Here is a 21,680-nt window from a genome sequence, read left to right on the forward strand (position 1 = left end):
AGAATGAAAAATGGAATTTTAGTTATAGGAAGTACAAATATAGACATGGTAGCATCAGTATCTCATCTTCCAATTCCGGGAGAAACTATTGGGGATGCAACGTTTTCCATAAAATACGGTGGAAAAGGAGCCAACCAGGCAATTGCAGCAGCAAGAGCAGGTGGAGAGGTGACTTTCTTTTCTTTCCTTGGAGATGATAATTATGGAAATTTGCTTATTGACCACTTCCAGGAGAACCATATAAATAGCTCTTATATCGTACAGAATGAAGGTGTGCCGACCGGTACCGCATTTATTTTTGTTGCTGATAATGGAGAGAATTGTATAGTAGTTGCACCGGGTGCCAATAAAGAAATGTCGGTTGAGCGTATCAGCGATTTTATGGCTACCATCAGTAACTACCAGGCAGTGATTTTACAACTTGAAATTCCTTGTGAAACAGTGTACGCAATCATTAAAGAAGCCTACAAAAACCGGGTGAAAGTCATATTCAATCCTTCACCATGCCACAGTTCTGCTATAGACATATTAAAGTACACAGATGTTCTAATAGTTAATGAAATAGAAGCTAACGAATTGGCTGAGCTAAAAAACACGAAAGTTCCAATTCATGTAGTTGCCAAAAAACTTCAGGAAAAGGGAGTTGGTATAGTTATCATTACACTGGGTGAAAATGGATGTTACGTATTGTCTGAGAATGTTGACCAATATTTTAGAGGATACAGAGTTGATGTTGTCGACACAACCGGTGCTGGTGATACTTTCTGTGGGTCCTTTACCAGCAAATATATGGAATGCAATGACCTAGTAAAGTCTGTAGAGTATGCATTGGCTTCATCAGCTATTGCTGTTACAAAACTTGGTGCGCAAACAGCAATTCCAGTTAAAGAAGAAGTTGACAGTTTTTTAGTTAAACAAACAGCATATGAAATTTAAACAGATTTTCTTTTTAGCTATTCTAGCCACATTTGCTTTTAATAGTAGTCTGCTAGCACAAAAAAAAGCACTCACAGTTATTTTCGAGACGGATATGGGAAATGATATTGATGATGTGCTGGCGTTGGATATATTATACAAGTATCAGGATGCAGGAATCGTTAATATAGCTGCGATTTCCAATAATAAAGGAAATATTTATTCTATCCCTTTTATTGATTTACTGAATCGTTGGTATGGCTATCCAGATATCCATTTGGGAAATGTGCAAAACACTAAAGTTAAGGAAGGTAAAAAGACTTCCTATGTAGAATATGTATCCAATTTAAAAAACGAGCAGCAGTCTAACCTTTTTGGAAAACAGTTGAATCCATCTTCAACAGTACAAGGTTCTGTAGAAATGTACAGAAAGATTTTATCTGCACAACCCGATCAATCGGTTGTAATTATTTCTGTTGGTTTTTTAACAAACCTATCAAGGCTACTTAATTCTCCGGCCGATAGGTATAGTTCACTTAATGGTAAAGAATTAATCAACAAAAAGGTGAAGTCTATGAGCCTTATGGGTGGGGATTTTAGAGCTGAAAATAGAACAAAAGAATTTAACATACGCTATGATATTGCTTCGGCTAAGGATGTTTTTGATAATTGGCCTGGGGATATTTTTGTAAGTCCATGGGAACTTGGTGGACCTATTTTGTTTCCTGCAGATGTTATAAAAAATGATCTTGCTTATACACCTGCACATCCCTTAAAATATGCATATGAATATTATTCAGCAATGCCCTATGATAGACCAACCTGGGATCTGACCTCAGTACTCTATGCAGTAGAACCTTTGAAAAAATATTTCACGGTGTCAAAAGCCGGATCTATTGATACAGATGAAAAAGGCGCTACATATTTTAACAAGAATAAAAAAGGTAACAGATACATACTTACTGCTAATAAACAACAGCAGGAAAGGATGCTGTTAAGATTTAAAGAATTGGTAAAACAAAAACCTAAACTTCGCTAATAGTAGATTCAAATTTATATGCTGATGAAATCAATCGCCAATGTTTTATTATTATGCTTATTTTTTTCTGCTGCAAAGTCAGAGATAAAGTTGCCATCATTACTCATGGATAACATGGTATTGCAGCAAAATGCTTCAGTAAGTTTATGGGGTAAAGCAAATGTCAATACTGATGTGATTATAAAAACATCCTGGGACAATAAAACGTACAAAATCAAATCCAATGGAGAGGGTAGCTGGGAGGTTAAAGTCAATACCATCGCAGGAAGCTACACAGCTCATAACATTTCCATTAGTGATGGACAAGAAAAGCGCTTAACTAATATTTTACTTGGTGAAGTATGGCTTTGTGGTGGACAATCCAATATGGAAATGAGCACTCGTGGATTTACCAATCAACCATTGTTTAATGCTAATGATGAAATGCTTGATTCAGACTTTCCAGGCATCAGGATGTTTTCTGTAAGAAGGGAGTTTAATACTCAGCCACAAGACGATTGTAAAGGAGTTTGGAGACTAGCTAATCCACAATCAGTCGAGACTTTTAGTGCAGTAGGTTTTAATTTTGCTAAAATACTAAATAAGACGTTGAAAGTTCCGATTGGGCTGATAGGTTGTTATTGGGGTGGTTCAAGAATTGAGGCCTGGATGAGTGAGGATAAATTGAAGCAATTTATTAAAGTGGATATTAAACCTGAAAGTTTAACACCTGCAAAGGCCAATAGGGCACCTACACTTTTATATAATGGGATGTTAAAACCTGTTTCCAAATTCACCATTAAAGGATGCATTTTTTATCAGGGAGAAGCAAATGTTACTAATCCTGGTTCCTATTTAAAACTATTGCCAGAGATGGTTCGTAACTGGCGGGAAAGCTTCAGTAATGACTTCCCATTTTATTATGTGCAGCTTGCGCCATTTAGTTATGAGAATATGGGTTGGAATGCTAATGGAACTGAAGTAGCTATGTTCAGGGAAGTTCAGCAAAAAGCACTTGCTGCCATTCCTAATTCAGGAATGGTAGGCACTACCGATATTGGTTCAGCTTCAACTATTCACCCTCCTGAAAAACGTACTGTGGCAAAGAGATTGGCCTATTATGCGCTATTAAAAACTTATAATTTAAATGGGATAGGAGGATTACCACCAAGCTACCTTTCTTATGCAAAAGATAACCAGAAAATAATTGTTGAGTTGGAAAATGTTGGGTATGGGTTATCCGCTTATGGACAAGAAATTGAAGGATTTGAAATTGCTGGGGCCGATAAAATTTACCATAAAGCAGATGCTGAGATTATAAAAGGAGGAAAGGGGAAAATAGCCCTTAAAAGTGAAAAAGTTAAAGAGCCCCTTTCAGTTAGGTATTGTTTTAAAAATTATAGTTATGGAAATGTATACAATAGCTATGGAATAGGCCTTTTACCATTTAGAACTGATAACTATTAAGGAATTACAGAAGGAATAAATTAATTTAACGTGAACTATCGGGTATAATATGATAATTTAGTACACTAAATGGAGAAAAACTATTATAAGCCTTTCTTAGCATAAGGTTAATTTAGGTTCTTGTAATTTTAATCCTGTGCATAAGCTTATAGTATTAAAAAAAGATGCACTAAATAAGTTATTTAATAATATGAATATAAGAAGTGTAAAAGGGCTTTTATTTGCAAGTTGCCTGGCTGCTATTGTTTTAGTTAATAAACCAGAGAATGTATTTGCGCAAGATGCAGGTGCAACAGATCTTCAATTTCTTAAATATAATCACCCAGGATTAACAGTTGACCTGGGAGTGGGATTATGGGCATGGCCAATTCCTATTGATTATGATGGAGATGGTGACATGGATCTATTGGTTTCCAGTCAGGGTAAACCTTTTAACGGAGTTTACTTATTTGAAAATACCAGTGGTGATACTAATCCCGTGTTTGCAAAACCTGTATTGTTGTCTAAATCAATAAAAGATATTCAGGTTTCTTATATAGATGGAAAGCCGCGTTTTACTGTGCCAGGTGCAGAATTGATCAATTTCACCAAAACTTTTACTAAACAAAAGAAAAAACTGTTTCCGGTAGAGTCTATCATGAAAGATATAAAAGGCAAAAACCGTTTTAATCAATGGAAACTGGTAGATTTTGATGGTGACGGCGATGTTGATATTGTAGTAGGAGTGGATGACTGGGGTGATTATGGTTGGGACAATGCATATGATAAAAAAGGTAATTGGACGAATGGCCCACTTCACGGTTATGTTTACCTCATTGAAAATGAAAATGGAAATTATGTAAATAAAGGCAGGATTAAAGCAGGAGGAAAGGAACTGGATGTTTACGGTGCACCTACACCTAACTTTGCTGATTTTGATGGAGATGGAGATCTTGATTTGATTTGTGGTGAGTTTTTGGATAAGCTGAATTATTTTGAAAATATCGGTACCAAAGAAAAACCTGTTTATGCTGCGGGTAGATATTTGAGTAATGATTCTGGTATTATTAAGATGGATCTGGAAATGATTATACCTGTTTCTGTTGACTGGAATAAAGATGGACATATTGATCTTATAGTAGGAGATGAAGATGGCCGTGTAGCCTTTATTGAGAATACAGGAAAGATAAAAAATGGAATGCCACAGTTTAAGTCGCCAGTATATTTTAAACAGGAAGCAGACAATGTGAAATTTGGGGCATTGGTAACTCCTTTTAGTGTAGACTGGGATGGTGATGGTGACGAAGATATTATTTGTGGTAATTCTGCCGGTCATATTGCTTTCATAGAAAACCTTGGAATGTTTAATGGAATGCCAAGATGGGCTGCTCCGAAACTATTACATAGTGATGGAAAAGAAATCAGAATTCAAGCTGGAAACAATGCCTCTATACAAGGACCGGCGGAAGCCAAATGGGGTTATACAACTTTATCTGTTGCAGATTGGGATGGCGATGGTTTGAAAGATCTTATTGTCAATTCTATATGGGGAAAAGTGATCTGGTATAAAAATATAGGTACAAAGAAATCGCCAAAATTAGCAAAGGAGCAACAAGTTAATGTAGATTGGGGTAAATCAACTATTCCAAAACCATCATGGAACTGGTGGAACCCTCAACCAAAAGAACTGGTTACACAATGGCGCACTACACCTTATGCTATAGATTGGAATAAGGACGGATTAACGGATTTAATTATGTTGGATACTGGTGGTTACCTTTCCTATTTCGAGCGATTTAAAAAAGGGAACGAATTATTGTTAAAAACACCTAAAAGAATATTTGAAGCTGTAGATTTTGCAGGATACAACGGAAATCATAAAATTACAGATAGTCTGGCTGGCCCTACTCGATTAAATACCATGAAATATGGAGCTAGTGGCAGGCGTAAATTCACAATTGGAGATTGGGATCTGGATGGGAAATCCGATATACTAGTAAACAGTGTGAATGTGACACTCATGAAAAATATGGGCACAAAGAATGGCCAGGTACAGTTAAAGAACGATGGACCAGTAGCAAAATTAGTACTTGCAGGTCATGATACAAGCCCAACTCTGGTAGATTGGAACAAAGATGGTATTCCTGATCTTTTAGTCGGCGCTGAAGATGGACATTTATATTACCTGCCTAACCCTTTAAAAAAAAAGTAATGCAGGAGAAACAATTAACGACTGATGCAAAAGGCCACTTTCTAAATACTAATCAAGGCTTTTCAGCCGATGGTAAATGGCTTGTTTATGATACGCGAAATGATGATAGTAAAATAGCAAGTACTGGAAGTATTGAAATGGTAAATGTTGCGACAGGAGAAATCAAAGCACTATATCATACAAAAAACCAATCGGAGTATGGCCCTGGACTTGGTGCAGTATCTTTTTCTCCTGCTGCCAACAGAGTGATTTTCATCCAGGGTGTAAGAAATGCTAATGAAAAAAATCCTTATGGATTTACCCGTAGAACCGGAGTAGCAATAGATACTGATAAGCCTGAGTTGCCCATTTACATGGACGCAAGGGATATTACGGAACCGTTTACACCAGGTGCATTACGTGGTGGTACCCATGCACATTCATGGAGTGGTGATGGCAAATTGATCAGTTTTACTTACAATGATTTTGTGATAGAGCAATTGAGTAAAACTAATCCAGATGTTAAGGATCTTAGAACCGTAGGTGTAATGTTTCCTGGAAAAGTGAATGTTGCTGAAGATTCAAAACAAGAAAACAATAGTGGTGAAATGTTCTCTGTAGTGGTTACTCAGGTTACTGAAAATAGAAGACCAGGCAGTGATGATATTGATAAGGCTTTTGATGAGTGCTGGATTGGAAAAAAAGGTTATCAGAAGACTGATGGAAAATGGCAGGAAAGAGCAATTGCATTTCAAGGTAATGTGATCGATGAAAACGGAGTACAAAAAACAGAGGTTTTTGTAGTCGATTTACCTGATGATCTGAGTAAGGCAAAAGCAGGAGAGAAGCTCGAAGGTAATGTGAATAGTAGGCCCGCAGTTCCGAATGGAGTAAAACAAAGAAGAATTACTTTTACAAAAGAAGGGGTATTAGGCCCACGTCATTGGTTAAGGTCCAGTCCAGATGGAACGAACATTGCTTTCCTGTCTAAAGATAAGGCAGGCTTTATCAATGCATTTGTAGTTTCTCCTAATGGAGGAGCTGTGAAACAGGTTAGTTTCAATGAATTTGACATACAAAGTGGACTTAATTTTAGTCCCAATGGTAAATATATTAGCTATGTAGCTCAACAATCTATATATGTTACAAATATTGTAACAGGTAAAACTATTGCTTTAACACCAAATGCAACCGAAAATAATAGGCCTGTGAGTGCTGTTTTATGGAGCCCTGATGGTAACCTGCTTGCTTACAATCGGTTTATAGAAAATGCTGAAGGTCGAAATTTACAGATTTTTCTGCTTCCAGTGATCTCAGAACTCTTGTAAGATAAAGTAGTACTATAATTTTCGAACAGCCAGCAATCTATAAATTGCTGGCTTTTTTGGTTTAATAAATTCACTGGTATCCAATTAAATATGTTCGTTTCCGATCATAATCCTATTGTTTTATTTGTTTTTTGAATTATTCATCTTTCGTCTTATTTCATTTTATAAATGAGTGGTTTCTTTATGGCAATAAAGTACAGAGATTTGATAATAGATGTAATATGAAGCTTTTAAATCTTATGTAGTTTTAAAATATTAACCAAACAAACCAGCCATGATTTTTAAAAGATACTTCATTCTTATTGGTTTTATATGCTGCGCCAAAAGTAATTCCTCAGCACAAGATGTGCCTGGAGTAATTGTGGCAAAAGCACCTATTTTTAATCGCAGCTTTGTAGCCTCACCGGCTATTGCCATTCTTAAAGATGGCAGTTATGTAGTATCCCATGATCAGTATGGTGTTGCATATAAAGGAAAGCCTAAAATAACGACGGTTTACCGATCCAAAGACAAGGGTATTAGCTGGAAAAAACAAGCAGAAATAGAAGGTTTGTATTGGGCATCTTTTTTGGTTTTGAATAAAGATCTTTACCTGATGGGGACATCACAATCTATAGGAGACATTGTGATATGTAAATCTTCAGATAACGGTTTAACATGGACTAAGCCAGTTAGTTCAAAAACGGGGCTATTACTAGAAGGAAGATACCACACTGCCCCAACAACCTTTGTAGCATATAAAGGAAGGGTTTGGCGAGCTTATGAAGAAGACCCGGATCCCAATAATCCGCGTCATTTCCACGCTTTTGTATTTTCTGCTCCAGAGAATTCGGATTTGTTGAATGCAAAAAATTGGGTTAAAAGTAATGGTTTGGAGTTCGATGTAAATTTAATTAATGCTAGAGCTCCAAGATGGAGAGAAGGAAATATGGTACCTGGACCAGATGGCAATATGGTAAATTTAATCAGGTTGGAGTCCAGGCAAAAACCTAAAGATACCTATAAGCTAAGAGGCGCTGTTGAAGGTATGACCAGATATGAAATTGCAGGAAAGATTGATGTTTCAGATGATGGTAAAACTGTATCATTTAACCCTGAAAAAGGTCTGGTAGGTTTCCCTGGTGCAGAAACCAAATTTAGTGTAAGATATGATCCCGTATCAAAGAGGTATTGGAGTCTGGTGAACAAGATCACTTCAAACAAGCCTGGATCAGATTTTAAGGTCAGCCCTCATCATCAACGTAATGTTGTAATGCTTACTTCTTCTCCTGACCTGATAAATTGGACAGAGCATGCAAAACTATTGCGTTGGAATGAAGGTAAAACCATTACTATGGAGGATAAATACGCCTTTCAGTATTTAGACTGGGTTTTTGATAGGGATGATATTGTTGCTGCGTCAAGAACCGCCTGGAATTCGGTCAACTATCACGATTCCAATTACATTACATTTCACAGATTTAAAGGATTCAGGAATATGGTTATGGGGGATTCTCCACCTGATCTGGCCGATCAGCATTCAAAATAACAATAGAACCTGAAATAGTTAACAATTAGTTAATATTAAACATTGGTATTAACTAATTACAGGTGTTACTTTTGCCGAAATATAATGCTTTGGGTAATATATTAATAAATGATTGCAAGTTCCTGTCGAATTTCAATCAATTTTCTTGAATATAACGATCACAGTATAAATCATTAAAAATTAAACACAATAATTATGAGATTAATTTATCTACGCACACTGACTTTTTCTTTATTTATGTTCGTTTCTACATTTAGTTTTGGACAAATTGTAGCCTGGCAGTTCGCAACGCCAGAACCTTCAACCGGTAGAGAAAGAACAGCTAAAGCAACCACAAATGATGATAATCTTGAGCAGTCACTTTTAACCCGCGGTCCAAGTGCTATTGCAAAACAAGGTAATGGACGTGGATTTAGTGGTAATTTCCCGGTAAATGGAAATATGGATGAAGCTAAAGCTTCTGGCGCTTATTATGAATTCAAAATAAAAGCAAAACCTGGTTATAAATTCTCTTTAACTACTTTGAATGCAGTTTTAAGAAGTCAGCCTGAATCTGCCCATATTTATCGTTGGACCTACAGTCTGGATGGGAAGAACTTCAAATCACTTGGTACAAGTGATGTAACGATCAGCAACTTCCATAATAATGGGGTTAAGCAACCAGGTATCAGTCTTGCAGGTTATAAAGATTTGCAAAATGTACCATCAGATGTGACAATTTCCTTTAGATTATACGCATGGGGTGGTACAAACAATACAGGATCTGCTATTGCATTTGGTTTTGGTAAATCCAGTGCAGCTGGCAGCAATGTAATTGCAGTAGATGGAAAAGTAATTCCCGCTAAATAAACAAGCTAAGAAAATTAACTAAATAAGAATGAAACAGATATACACAATTTTTGTGTTACTGCTGCTATGTGCTACGCCTTTCTGTAAGATCTATGCCCAGCAAACCGACCGAAAGTTAGTTAGAGGGACAGTCATTGACGAGAATAATGAAACCTTAATAGGTGTCCTTATTCAGGTAAAAGAGGATGTGAAAAGAACTGCAGTATCCGACAAGGACGGTAAGTTTAGCATCAGAGCCAGTCAAAATGAAACACTGATATTCAATTATATCGGTTATGTGAAACAGCAAGTATTGGTGAGTAATATTAAAGAAAGCATCAAACTTAAACCAAGTCAGACTGCATTAGATGAAGTTGTAGTGATTGGTTATGGTACTGTTAAACGTAAAGATATTACAGGCGCAGTGGCTGAAGTTAAGATGGATGACCTGGCAAAAGCTCCGGTTAGTTCTTTTGATCAGGCTCTAGCAGGCCGTATAGCCGGAGTTCAGGTCAATTCCAATGAGGGACAGCCAGGCTCTGAAATCAATATTGTTATTCGTGGTGGAAACTCGCTTACCCAAAGCAATTCACCATTATATGTAATTGACGGTTTTCCGATTGAAGACTTTTCAAATGCGGCACTAAATACAGATGATATAGAATCTATATCTGTATTGAAGGACGCTTCGGCCACGGCTATTTATGGATCCAGAGGTGCCAATGGTGTTATTATTATTGAAACCAAAAAAGGTAAAGCCGGCAGGCCTGTACTTGCTTACAACGGCTATGCGGGACTACAACAGGTTACAAAAAGTATTGAACTGATGAATCCGTATGAATTTGTTAAATACCAGACAGAACGTGATCCTGATAAAATGGTTCAAACTTACCTTACAAGGCCGGGATATACAGTTGAGGATTATAAAAATGCAGAAAATATTGATTGGACAGATATGCTTTTCAGATCTGCATTGATGCATAACCATAATTTATCAATGCGTGGTGGTAATGCACAAACCAAGTATTCCATTTCAGGATCCTTATTAGGGCAGGACGGTGTAATTATAAATTCAGGGTACAGCAGATATCAAGGTAGAGTTGTACTAGACCAAACTGTAACTAAAAAACTAAAGGTTGGCCTTAATATCAATTATACACAAGATAAAAATTATGGTGCCTTAGCCTCTTCACAAGCAGCTGGCACCAGAGCTTACTCGACCTATCTGATGTATAGAACATGGGGATACAGACCTGTTGCGGTGGGAGATGAATTCGATGTATTTGAAGATCTCTTTGATTCCGACGATGATAGCAATCGGATTATGAACCCCATAATCGGGACAAGAAATGAACTCAGACAGCAACAAAGAACCAATTTTACTGCAAATGCAAACATCAATTACGATATCAGCAATAATCTGAAATTTAATGTAAGAGCAGGTCTAAATAACCGGCTTACCCGTAATGAAAGTTTCAATAACTCTAAAACATTTAGAGGATATCCATCAGCAGGCAACTTAAAAGGAGTAAATGGTTCATTTAGCGATTTGGACCTGAATGACTGGATGAATGAAAATACGCTGACCTACAGAAAGAAGATTAATAAAGACAACCAATTTGACATCACTGCAGGTTTTACAGTTCAGGGAACTTCAGCTTCAACCTATGGTTTTGAATCTACCAATATTCCAAACGAAGAACTTGGCCTGGTGGCACTTCAACTCGGAATACCTTCTTCTGTGATTTCTTATAAATCAAGGAACGCTTTGATGTCTTATTTAGGAAGGGTTAATTATAACTTTAAATCTAAATATCTGTTAACTGCATCTTTTCGTGCAGATGGATCTTCAAAGTTTTTTCCTGAAAACAGATGGGGATTTTTCCCTTCAGGAGCCTTTGCATGGCAAATGGGAAGAGAGAATTTCATGAAGAACTTGCGGTTTGTATCTGAATCTAAATTGAGAGTAAGTTATGGTATCACAGGAAACAATAGAGTAGGAGATTTTGCAAGATATCATTCTATAGATCTGAGCGATTATTACTCATTCAGTAATGAGACACCAGCTTATGCGGCATTGATCAATAATCTTGGAAATAAAGACCTGAAATGGGAAAAAACTGCACAGGCAGATATTGGTTACGATCTTTCATTGTTTAAGAACAAGGTTAATTTAACGGTAGATGTATATACAAAAACTACCAGCGATTTGTTGCTTAATTCTAATTTACCCTTAAGTTCAGGTCGTCCTAACCTTTATAAAAACGTTGGGAAAGTTCGCAATAATGGACTTGAAATATCATTGAGTACTATAAATATTAAGAACAAGAATTTTAGCTGGCAAAGTGATTTCAATATCAGTTTTAACAATAATAAAGTATTGGCATTGGCAGATGGGGAGAAGAATATACAATCGACCGTAAACTGGACAGGTGATTTTGCAAATTCATTCCTTTACCTGGCTAAAATCGGTGGGCCAGCTGCAGCCTTTTACGGTTACGTATGGGACGGTGTATATCAGTTCGAAGATTTTGATCAACAAGCGAACGGGACTTATTATTTAAAAAATGGAGTTCCTACCAATGGTAATGACCGTTCTGTAATTAAACCTGGAGACATCAAATATGTTGACCAAAATGGTGATGGTATCTTAAGTGATCTGGATCGCGTAGTTATTGGAAGGGCTTTGCCAATCCACACTGGTGGTTTTAATAACAACTTCACTTATAAAGGATTTAACCTGAATGTCTTTTTTCAATGGAATTATGGTAACGATATTTACAATGCAAACAGGATTATATTCGAAGGTAACTTTACCAATAGAAGTAACCTGAACCAATTTGCTACCTATATTGATCGTTGGACACCAGAGAATCCGAGCAATACGCAATTCCGCATAGGTGGACAAGGACCAGCGGGAGTATATTCTTCAAGAACTATAGAAGATGGTTCCTATTTAAGACTAAAAACGGTACAACTAGGTTACAACCTTCCTAAAGATTTAATGAAAAAGCTCAGTATGAATGCGATAAACGTTTATATGGCTGGACAAAATTTGTATACCTGGACTAATTATTCGGGTCTTGATCCAGAAGTTTCTGTACGCCATTCAAACTTAACACCGGGTTTAGATTATTCTGCTTATGCCAGAGCAAGAACTATTACCCTTGGTCTTAAAGCAACATTTTAACTAAGAACAACGATGAAACATATAAAACTTATTTGTCTGCTGGCCTCTTCAATGGTTGTTGCGTCTTGTCAGAAGATTTTAGAAATTAACCCTGATGAGTATATCATCAGATCAGAAACTTATTATTCTACTGAGCTGCAGTTAGAGACAGCTTTGTTAGGTGTTTATGCAAAGCTTGCCGATGATGCGCTTTATGCTAATAATATGCTTGGACGTATGGGACTTGAAGCTGATGAAGGCTTTTGTAGTTACAGTGCAGATAAAGGTAGTGTCGCTTATTATGCCGCATCACCTGCGGACGTAAAGATCCTTGGTTATTGGAAATCTCTTTATGAAGGGATCAATAATGCAAATGCTGTGCTGGACAACATTAACAGACCTGTAATGGACGAGGTCAAAAGAGACCGTATAAAAGGACAAGCCCTGTTTTTGAGAGCATATTATTATTTTATGCTGGTGAACAAATTTGGTGATGTCCCTTTAGTACTTACGCAAACTATTTCAGGCGACAGTGATGCTGTACAAATAGCAAAAAGCCCTGCAAAGAAAATTTACGACCAAATCATTACTGATATGACAATTGCAGCAGATCTTGTAGCTGATGCAGATGCAGTTAAATCGGCTGGTCAAGTAAGCAAATCTGCTGTATGGGGTATTTTGGCCAGAGTTTGTTTGTACATGGCTGGCAATCCAATAAATGATGAGAGCAAATATGCCGAAGCCGCAAAATGGGCCGGAAAGGTAATCAGCAGTGGTAAACATGAATTAAATGCAAACTACTCACAGATCTTTATCAATTATGCCCAGGATCTGTACGACATGAAAGAAAGTATTTGGGAAGTGGAATTCTGGGGTAATGGCTTAGGATCTTACGGAGCAACAGGTGGGATGGTAGGAAGGAATAATGGAATATCGAATACCGTTGACGATAACATAGGTTATTCGATAGGCGTGATTCATCCAACAGCCTGGTTATACAACCTTTATCCCGCAAATGATTTACGCCGTGATTGGTCAATTGCACCATTCGCTTACAGCGGTAATCCTGCAACAAAGGTTTACTGGACGACCCAAACCTATTATCAGCGATACGCTGGTAAGTTTAGAAGAGAGTATGAAATACTTAAACCTAAAAGTCAATCACGTACGCCACAGAATTTTCCATTACTAAGATACTCAGATGTATTGTTAATGTATGCTGAAGCTGTAAATGAGGTAAGTGGGCCTAATGATGAGATCAAAGATCTAGTGAACAGTGTACGCAGGAGAGCATTTGGGAAATATCAATATGGTGAGCGTGTAAGAACCATTACAGTAAGTAATGGAGGTAGCAATTATACATCAGCTCCCCTAGTTTCTATTAGTGGAGGTGGTGGAACCGGAGCGACAGCAACAGCTGTAATATCCACCACTACAGGTAAAGTTACTTCAGTAACTATTACTGATCCAGGATCATTTTTCTCTGCTGCACCAGTTATCAGTTTTTCTGGAGGTGGAGGTAGCGGAGCGGTGGCTGCAGCAACAATTTCAACACTTACAGAAGGAGATTTTGATCCTGCAGATCTTGATGGTCAGCCGGCTTTCAGATTATCAGTAAGAGATGAAAGAGCACGCGAATTGAGCTTTGAAGCTTTGCGTAAAAACGACCTGGTGAGATGGGGATTATTGATGGCAAATATGAAAACCATATTATTAGAAGTACCTAGTGGAACTACAGTATTTGCTACATCAGCGCAGTTTATCTATTCAAATGTAGCGAACAGGGATATATTATGGCCAATCCCATCATATGAGATTGGGGTCAACAGAAAACTCGTTCAAAATGAAGGCTGGTAAAATCTATTAAATCATGAAGAAGATATATCAAATATTAATTTTAGGAATTATCGGATTTTCCGCCTGCAAAAAAGAGCAGGAGGTATCAAATCCTGATTTTCAGGTATCCTCAAAAAAACTGACTTACAAAGCAGGGGATACTGTTGTTTTCAACTTGTCGGGCGATCCGGACATCCTTTCCTTTTATTCGGGAGAAAGGACATCAGACTATGATTTTTTAAAGGAAGACCTTGTTTTTTCCGCTACAACAGCGCTGTCATTTCGCACAACAAAATATGCCGGGAATAACCCTGATTGTGCTACATTAAAGTATTCAACTGATTTTAATGGTACTTATGATATCGCATCCATTCGGCAAGCTAACTGGATCGATATATCCGATAGGTTTCATTTGGCGAGTACTTTAGGCACTTCTGCAGTTTATGAAAATTCTGGAGAGCAGGATATTTCCGATTTATTTCCTGCTGCAGATAAGCCAATTCATTTTGCATGGTTTTTTACAACAAAACAAAACTCTAGTCGCACACGATACCAGGTTGAGCGTTTTGAAATCAGGGGACTGGTTGAGAATGAAGAGGACTTATCTGGTGTAAAATACAACTTTGTAAACTGTGCCTTTAAAATGGTAGAAGGAGAAGGATTTTTAATACAAAATAGTACAGCTCAGTATCCACGTGTAACCTCTACTTATATTTACTGGGACGGCGTTTTTGCCAATACTTCATTTAAAGAAGGATGGGCTGTTTCGGCACCAATATATTCGGCAGAGAAGATAAACCTTGGTCCAGCCATTGCTACAGGCATTAAAGGTGTATCAGATATCCCCTTGACCAGCTATTCTTATGCTTATAAAAAGCCTGGGAAGTATAAAGTCGTATTTGTTGCAGCGAATGCAAATATCTATGAGAGGAAGGAAGTGGTTAAGGAATTAGAAATCACAATTGAACCATAATTAGAATAAAACTAAGAATATGAAAAGAATATTATCTTTCTTATTGCTCCTGTTTTTTTATGTTTCTGCTTATAGTCAGGCACCTATAGCTGGCTGGCAAACCATGGCAGGAATGGGTGGGGCCTATGGTGCTACAACAAGTGATGCCAATTTGGAATCTGCCGTATTAAGTCGTGGCCCCGGCATAAGCTATAGTAACTCCTCCACAAATTCCTATATATCCATTTTTAAGATAGAGGCAACAAAAGCCGAGGCGGTTACAAATGGAGCATATTATCAGGTCGTAATCAAGGCGAAAAGTGGCTATTACGCTTCTCTGACTACGTTAAATGCTACAGTTCGCAGGGCATCGATATCTGCAGTTAATCAATACAGGTGGACTTATAGTTTAGATGGGACAACATTTATTGATCTCGGCCCTGGCGATGTTGACATGTCAAACATGGTAAATACTAACGGTGACAAACAAGCATCAATAGATTTATCAGAAGTGGAAGCCCTGCAGTATGTCCCATCTAACATTACTATAACCTTAAGAATGTATGCCTGGGGTGCAAAGATTGGTGATAATACATCAAATTTTGGCTTTGGTAAATCAAGTGCTGGTGTAAATACATTGGCATTTTCAGGGACGGTAGTCAACGTTTTACCAAAATTTAAAGTATTGTTTAATAGTAACGGAGGTTCGGGAATAGATGATCTTGATCTTGCTTACAATTCGCTCGTTACTGCTCCTGTAGCACCTACAAGAACTGGTTATACATTTGATGGTTGGTATAAAGAAGCTGCTTTAACAAATCCGTGGAATTTTGGAACAGATGTAATCACCAAAGCAACGACACTATATGCAAAATGGACTGCAATTAATTACACGGTAAGTTTCCAAAGTAACGGGGGAAGCGGAGTAGCATCATACCAGGCCGCTTACGACAGTCATATTTCAGCACCGACAGCTCCTGTACGTCCCAATTTTTTCTTTGCCGGTTGGTATAAAGATGCAGTCTTAACTAATCCGTGGAATTTTGCTGATGATATAATTCAGGGGAACCTTGTATTATATGCTAAATGGAATGACCCATCACAAAGCATTACCTTTGATCAAATTGCGGATCAGATTTATGGCGGACCAACATTTGCTTTAACTGCTACTGCAACTTCTGGTCTTCCTGTAAATTACGAAGCAATAACCAGTAACATTAGTATTGCAGGTAATATAGTTACCATCACAGGAGCAGGATTGGCAATTATAAAAGCCACACAACCGGGTGATAATTTTTATGTTCCAGCTCAGCCTGTTGAAATTAACTTCAATATAGAAAAAGCAGCTCAAACGATAACTTTTAAGCAAGTTGGGCCTTATAGCCGATATATAGGTGAAGTAGAATTGAAAGCAACCAGCACCTCTGGTTTACCCATATCTTTTACAGCAAACAGACCCGATATAGGAACTTTGAACGGACAGAAACTCCAGGTGCGTTCTTTAGGGGATATAACCGTTACAGCTTCACAAGAAGGAAATGAAAATTATGAAGCAGCTGAAGCAATAGCTAGAGTAATTACCATTCATACCGCTAGTAGTCTTCAATTATTGTTTAATCCGGCATTGTCTCCTAATGGCGATGGCATCAATGATCTATTTGTAATCGACGGAATTAAAACCTATCCAGATAACCAGGTTACCATTGTCAATAAAAATGGGGCAGAGGTCTTTAAGAAAAAAGGGTACAACAATGATCAGGTAGTTTTTGATGGCCGCAATAGCAACGGAGATAAACTAACTGCAGGTACCTATTATTATTCTGTAGAAGTAAAAACCGGTGGACAATGGGTTCAAAAGAAGGGCTACCTGGTTATTAGGTATTAACACTTTCTGAAAATAAAACTAAAGAGAATGAATTTAAGATACATATATATTTTAGTAGCACTGTTTTTTAGCTTAAAGAGTTTTGGACAGGGCAGTACCTACAGCCAATATGGCCGTAACATTGTACCATTAAATAATGCAGGTAGCTTTTTAAATGCAGAGGGGGCCTTGAGTTTGATCGGGCGACAACAATGGTCTGGTTTAGAAGGAGCGCCAAAGAGTTACTTTTTATCAGCAAATATGCCTTTATGGAAAGCAGATTTGAACGGAGGATTAAGCGTCAGACACGAGAATATGTCTGTTGAACGATTAACAGAAATTGTGGCCTTTGGTGGTAAGTCTGTCCGTATTACAGAAAAGGAACACCTTGCACTATCTATTGGTGTTGGAGTAAGCAATTATAAAGGTAATTACTCTGATTTAAGCAATACAGATCCGGCTTTTAAAGATGATGTCAGGGAGACTAGCGGGCTCTTATCTTTAGGATTGATGTTTTATCGTCCAGATAAGTATTATGCTGGAATTTCCATACCAAGACTGGCTTTTTCTAAACTAGGATTATCAGACACTGATGAAAACTATAGTCAACTAAACCAATATCATTTTACTTTAGCTGGAGTGATTAAATTAGATGATAAATTTGACCTTAAGCCCGCAGGTTTGCTCAGTTGGTCATCTGGTTTGAAGTTGCAGGCTGATGTATCAGCTATGATCTTCATGGACAAAGCTATAGGATTAGGTTTAAATGTGCGAAATTATGGCGAGGTTGCAGGAATGGCCCATTTTAATGTAAAGAGATTAGGCTTTGGCTATAGCTATCAGTTCAATACCAGTAACAAAGCATTGAGCCGCATCATTGGAAATAATACACATGAGATTGGTTTAAACTATCGTTTTGGCAAAGGTATATTAGGATTATTATAATAAATTACTAAATTAAAATTTTAACCAAATAAATAAATCAAATGATCAGATCAGTAAAATATATGGCAGCTTGTTTTTGTCTGCTTATATTCTTAACATCAGAGTCAGCTAAGGCAAAAGTAGAACTGCCTGCTGTAATTAGTAATGGCATGGTATTGCAACAAAACAGTAATGCGGCATTATGGGGTAGAGCTAAACCTGGAAAAATGCTACGCATCACTACATCATGGGATAAGAAAGTATATCAGACTTCAGTTTCGACCGATGGAAAATGGACTACCAAGGTTAAAACACCCAAAGCAGGAGGCCCGTATGAAATTACGTTTGATGATGGTGATACCTTCAAATTAGACAACATTCTGATTGGTGAAGTTTGGCTTGCATCTGGACAATCCAATATGGAAATGCCTTTAAAAGGTTTTAATAACCAACCAGTGCTGGGTTCTGATCAAGCGATCTCAATGGCAAAGAACCCGCAAATCAGGTTTTTTCAGGTGAAAAATGTAAGCTGGAAAAAGCCTTTAGAAAACTGTGAAGCTGCATGGGTAAATACCACCCCTATTTCTGCAAGAGATTTTAGTGCAGTAGCTTATTTTTATGCAAAAATTTTGAATGAAAAATTGAATGTCCCTATTGGAATTATCCAGGCAGATTGGGGCGGTACGGTTATTGAAGCCTGGATGAGCAAAGAAAGTCTAAGTAAATTCTCTAATGAAATAAAAGTACCAGCAGAGGAAGATGCGGTAAACAAAAACAAAAATACCCCATCAGGTTTGTATAATGCGATGATCAAACCTGTCGAAGGATATGGTATAAAAGGTGTAATCTGGTATCAGGGAGAATCAAACAGGAATAAGCCTGATTTGTATGCCAAATTGTTTCCTGCTATGGTAAAACAATGGCGTTCTGACTGGAAAACAGGAGACTTTGCTTTTTATTTTGCACAGATTGCGCCATACATATCTAATTCAGCTACATTGACGCCAGCCCTTCAAGCCTTAGAGCCTAAAGTACCAGTACTTAGAGAAGTTCAATTACAGTCGTTAAACCACATAACTAATTCTGGAATGGCAGTCCTCACAGATATAGGTGCAGAAAATACAATTCACCCACCCGATAAAGAGAATGTAGGCAAGCGTTTATCTTATTTAGCATTGGCAAATACTTATGGAAATAAGAAAATAAACTGGTCTGGTCCGACTTATAAAAGCATGCAAGTTCAAGATGGAAAAATTCTGTTGAAATTTACTGCTGCAGAAGGCTTGAAATTTAGTGGAAACGAAAGTGCTAACTTTGAAGTAGCAGGAAGCGATAAAGTGTTTCACCCTGCAAAAGCTTCAATTACTAAAGACGGCATCCTGGTATCGGCAACCGAGGTGAGTAAACCTGTAGCCGCACGTTATGCCTTCAAAGCATGGACCATTGGTGATCTTTTCAATAAATATGATTTACCAGCATCATCATTTAGAACAGATAGCTGGGAGATAAAATAAAATCAGGCAGTAAAAGAGATATAATGTAATGTACAACCACTGAAAATATTGGTGGTTGTACAATTCTCTATGATTTGGCAGCAATCTTATTTCATTATATTTTTATAAATTATGAAATGACCTATAATTAATATTTGTTTTGTAAATTTAACATTACAATATAAATTAAACGTGGCCATAAATACTCTTAATACCGATAGCAGATTACTATGTAGAATGGGTGAGGGTGAACAGGATGCTTTTAGGTTAATCTATAACAAATATCACGAAAGTGTATATACCTTTTCACTATGGTATCTTAAATCTGAAATTGAAGCAGAAGAGGTAGTACAAGAGATCTTCTTAAAATTATGGCAGCTTGGCACTGATGCTGCAAAAATTAATAATCTTGAAAGCTTTCTTCGGACTCTTACACGTAACCATTCATTGGACATTCTTCGCAAACGAGCAAGAGAAGCTAGAGCAGATGTTATGCTTGCCGTAAGCTGGCAGGAAAATCACAATGATACAGAAGAACGGATTCTACTCAACGATACAAGAAAAGTATTGCAAGAGGCTATTGATCTATTGCCACAACAACAAAAGCTTGTTTATGAACTTTGTGGTCTGCAAGGATTAAAGAATGATGAGGTTGCAGAAAGACTCAGTTTATCTCCATTGACTGTTCGTACCCATATGAAGTTAGCCTTAAGATTTCTGCGTACTTATATGGTTAGAAATACCGATGTCGCAGTTGCACTTATTCTTTTAAAATTATTTTAGTTTTTCATTACCCACTTTTTTTTTCCTGAACGTCTTGTAAAAAAGAGGACATATTTAGTCTCATCTGGCTAAGTTATGACCGATATAGCAAAATGGAAAAGGAAAGAATAGCATACTTACATCATCATTACTTGAATGGAACTCTCTCTATAGAGGAATTTGAGGAGTGGAATATACTTTTAAGAGATACTGAAAATTTAGATTATTTATCTGAGTTGATGGATTCAAATTGGGATAGAATGACCACAAATGATCAGATACATTTAAGAGATAACCGCTCAGCCGAAATCTTAGCATATATTAGTGCACAACCATACAAGAAAAGATTAAAGACCAATTGGCATGTACGTACGGTTGCTGCAGCTGTGTTCCTTCTTATAGGTTTAGGTATGTATTTTTACATTATTCAAAAAGATACAGTTCTAAAACAAAGCAGCTTTGCTTATGATGTAAAACCAGGTAAACAAGGAGCTACTCTTACACTTGCTAATGGTAAAAAGATTAGATTGTCTGATGTTTCAAATGGAGAAATCGCTAATCAAGCTGGTATCAGTGTAAGTAAAACTGCCGATGGGGAGCTTGTTTACGAGATAAAAGATAGTGGTACTGACCCTAATCAAATCAATACACTTTCAACTGCAAAAGGGGAAACTTATATTTTGAAGCTACCAGATAAATCGAGAGTCTGGATGAATGCTGCTTCCAGTTTAACCTATTCAGCTACATTGAAAAAAAATGGAAAACGTAGTGTTAAATTGGAAGGCGAAGCCTATTTTGAAATTGCAAAGGATCCTTTACATCCTTTTGTTGTTGAAACTAAAACACAACAGATTCAAGTCCTAGGTACTCATTTTAACGTCAATTCTTACGCAGATGAAGCAGTAGCGAAAACTACCTTACTTGAGGGAAGTGTGCAAGTTGATTTAATGAAAGGTGACAAGAAAGTAGTTCTTAAACCTGGTCAGCAATCTTTACTATCAAATGGCCAAATCCGGATTCAGGATGTGGATACTGATGAATCTGTGGCATGGAAGAACGGTTATTTCCAGTTTGATGGAAAAAACCTGGAAACAGCGCTGTTGGAAGTTAGTAGATGGTATAATATAGAAATTGAATATAAGGATAATTCATTACGCAAGCAGGCTTTAGCGGGCTCTATATCTAAGTATGAAAATGTAAATAATATTTTAAAGACAATGGAGCTAACAGGAGCACTTAAATTTAGTGTTTCAGGCAGAAAAGTAGTCGTAGAAAGGAATTAATACAAACAAATCACCGTCAATTCTAACCAAATAAACTATGTATAAAAGAGAAAACGATCCTTAAGAGAAAGGTAGTCGGACAAATAACCGGAAGTGCTTGCAACAACTCCCGGTCTAAATCTGATCCCAACAAAATTAGTCTA

The 21,680-nt window shown here is 37.2% G+C and carries 15 protein-coding genes; all 15 read left to right on the forward strand.

What is annotated here, in order from left to right:
- The first annotated feature begins 3 nt into the window (after positions 1 to 3).
- The 15 genes from rbsK (at position 4) to WC623_RS10550 (ending at position 21,537) form a co-directional block, all read left to right on the forward strand.
- Positions 4 to 936, forward strand: coding sequence for a ribokinase (rbsK, locus tag WC623_RS10480; protein WP_372850710.1), 933 nt, complete (start codon positions 4 to 6; stop codon positions 934 to 936).
- The gene (locus tag WC623_RS10485; protein ID WP_372850712.1) at positions 926 to 1,954 is read left to right on the forward strand and encodes a nucleoside hydrolase; all 1,029 of its coding nucleotides are present in this window, start codon (positions 926 to 928) and stop codon (positions 1,952 to 1,954) included. The genes rbsK and WC623_RS10485 overlap by 11 nt, the downstream gene beginning before the upstream one ends.
- A 24-nt stretch (positions 1,955 to 1,978) precedes the next feature.
- Positions 1,979 to 3,400, forward strand: coding sequence for a sialate O-acetylesterase (locus tag WC623_RS10490; RefSeq protein WP_372850714.1), 1,422 nt, complete (start codon positions 1,979 to 1,981; stop codon positions 3,398 to 3,400).
- 190 nt (positions 3,401 to 3,590) lie between these two features.
- Positions 3,591 to 5,591 (forward strand): FG-GAP repeat domain-containing protein, encoded by a 2,001-nt coding sequence (locus WC623_RS10495; RefSeq protein ID WP_372850716.1) that lies wholly within the window; start codon positions 3,591 to 3,593, stop codon positions 5,589 to 5,591.
- Positions 5,591 to 6,898 (forward strand): DUF3748 domain-containing protein, encoded by a 1,308-nt coding sequence (locus WC623_RS10500; protein WP_372850718.1) that lies wholly within the window; start codon positions 5,591 to 5,593, stop codon positions 6,896 to 6,898. Before WC623_RS10495 ends, WC623_RS10500 begins: the two co-directional genes overlap by 1 nt.
- Positions 6,899 to 7,172: 274 nt before the next feature.
- Positions 7,173 to 8,426 (forward strand): exo-alpha-sialidase, encoded by a 1,254-nt coding sequence (locus tag WC623_RS10505; protein ID WP_372850720.1) that lies wholly within the window; start codon positions 7,173 to 7,175, stop codon positions 8,424 to 8,426.
- Positions 8,427 to 8,621: 195 nt separating this feature from the next.
- Complete coding sequence (locus WC623_RS10510; RefSeq protein ID WP_372850722.1) at positions 8,622 to 9,275, forward strand: hypothetical protein; 654 nt, start codon at positions 8,622 to 8,624, stop codon at positions 9,273 to 9,275.
- A 28-nt stretch (positions 9,276 to 9,303) separates the two neighbouring features.
- The gene (locus WC623_RS10515) at positions 9,304 to 12,444 is read left to right on the forward strand and encodes a SusC/RagA family TonB-linked outer membrane protein (RefSeq protein WP_372850724.1); all 3,141 of its coding nucleotides are present in this window, start codon (positions 9,304 to 9,306) and stop codon (positions 12,442 to 12,444) included.
- A gap of 12 nt (positions 12,445 to 12,456) precedes the next feature.
- Positions 12,457 to 14,280, forward strand: coding sequence for a RagB/SusD family nutrient uptake outer membrane protein (locus WC623_RS10520; protein WP_372850726.1), 1,824 nt, complete (start codon positions 12,457 to 12,459; stop codon positions 14,278 to 14,280).
- 13 nt (positions 14,281 to 14,293) lie between these two features.
- Entirely contained in the window at positions 14,294 to 15,232 is a 939-nt protein-coding gene (locus WC623_RS10525) for a DUF5017 domain-containing protein (protein ID WP_372850728.1), read from the forward strand.
- A 19-nt stretch (positions 15,233 to 15,251) separates the two neighbouring features.
- Positions 15,252 to 17,096 carry an InlB B-repeat-containing protein gene (locus WC623_RS10530; RefSeq protein ID WP_372850730.1) on the forward strand — a complete coding sequence of 615 codons (1,845 nt, stop codon included), beginning with the start codon at positions 15,252 to 15,254 and terminating at the stop codon, positions 17,094 to 17,096.
- A 27-nt stretch (positions 17,097 to 17,123) separates the two neighbouring features.
- The gene (locus WC623_RS10535) at positions 17,124 to 18,020 is read left to right on the forward strand and encodes a PorP/SprF family type IX secretion system membrane protein (protein ID WP_372850732.1); all 897 of its coding nucleotides are present in this window, start codon (positions 17,124 to 17,126) and stop codon (positions 18,018 to 18,020) included.
- 41 nt (positions 18,021 to 18,061) lie between these two features.
- Positions 18,062 to 19,513, forward strand: a complete 1,452-nt coding sequence (locus WC623_RS10540; protein ID WP_372850734.1) for a sialate O-acetylesterase — start codon at positions 18,062 to 18,064, stop codon at positions 19,511 to 19,513.
- Between the two features lie 171 nt (positions 19,514 to 19,684).
- Positions 19,685 to 20,275 (forward strand): RNA polymerase sigma factor, encoded by a 591-nt coding sequence (locus tag WC623_RS10545; protein WP_372850736.1) that lies wholly within the window; start codon positions 19,685 to 19,687, stop codon positions 20,273 to 20,275.
- Positions 20,276 to 20,367: 92 nt separating this feature from the next.
- Positions 20,368 to 21,537 carry a FecR family protein gene (locus WC623_RS10550; protein WP_372850738.1) on the forward strand — a complete coding sequence of 390 codons (1,170 nt, stop codon included), beginning with the start codon at positions 20,368 to 20,370 and terminating at the stop codon, positions 21,535 to 21,537.
- The last annotated feature ends 143 nt before the right edge of the window (positions 21,538 to 21,680 follow it).

It is taken from the genome of Pedobacter sp. (assembly GCF_041645105.1).
In the GTDB taxonomy this organism is placed as follows: domain Bacteria; phylum Bacteroidota; class Bacteroidia; order Sphingobacteriales; family Sphingobacteriaceae; genus Pedobacter.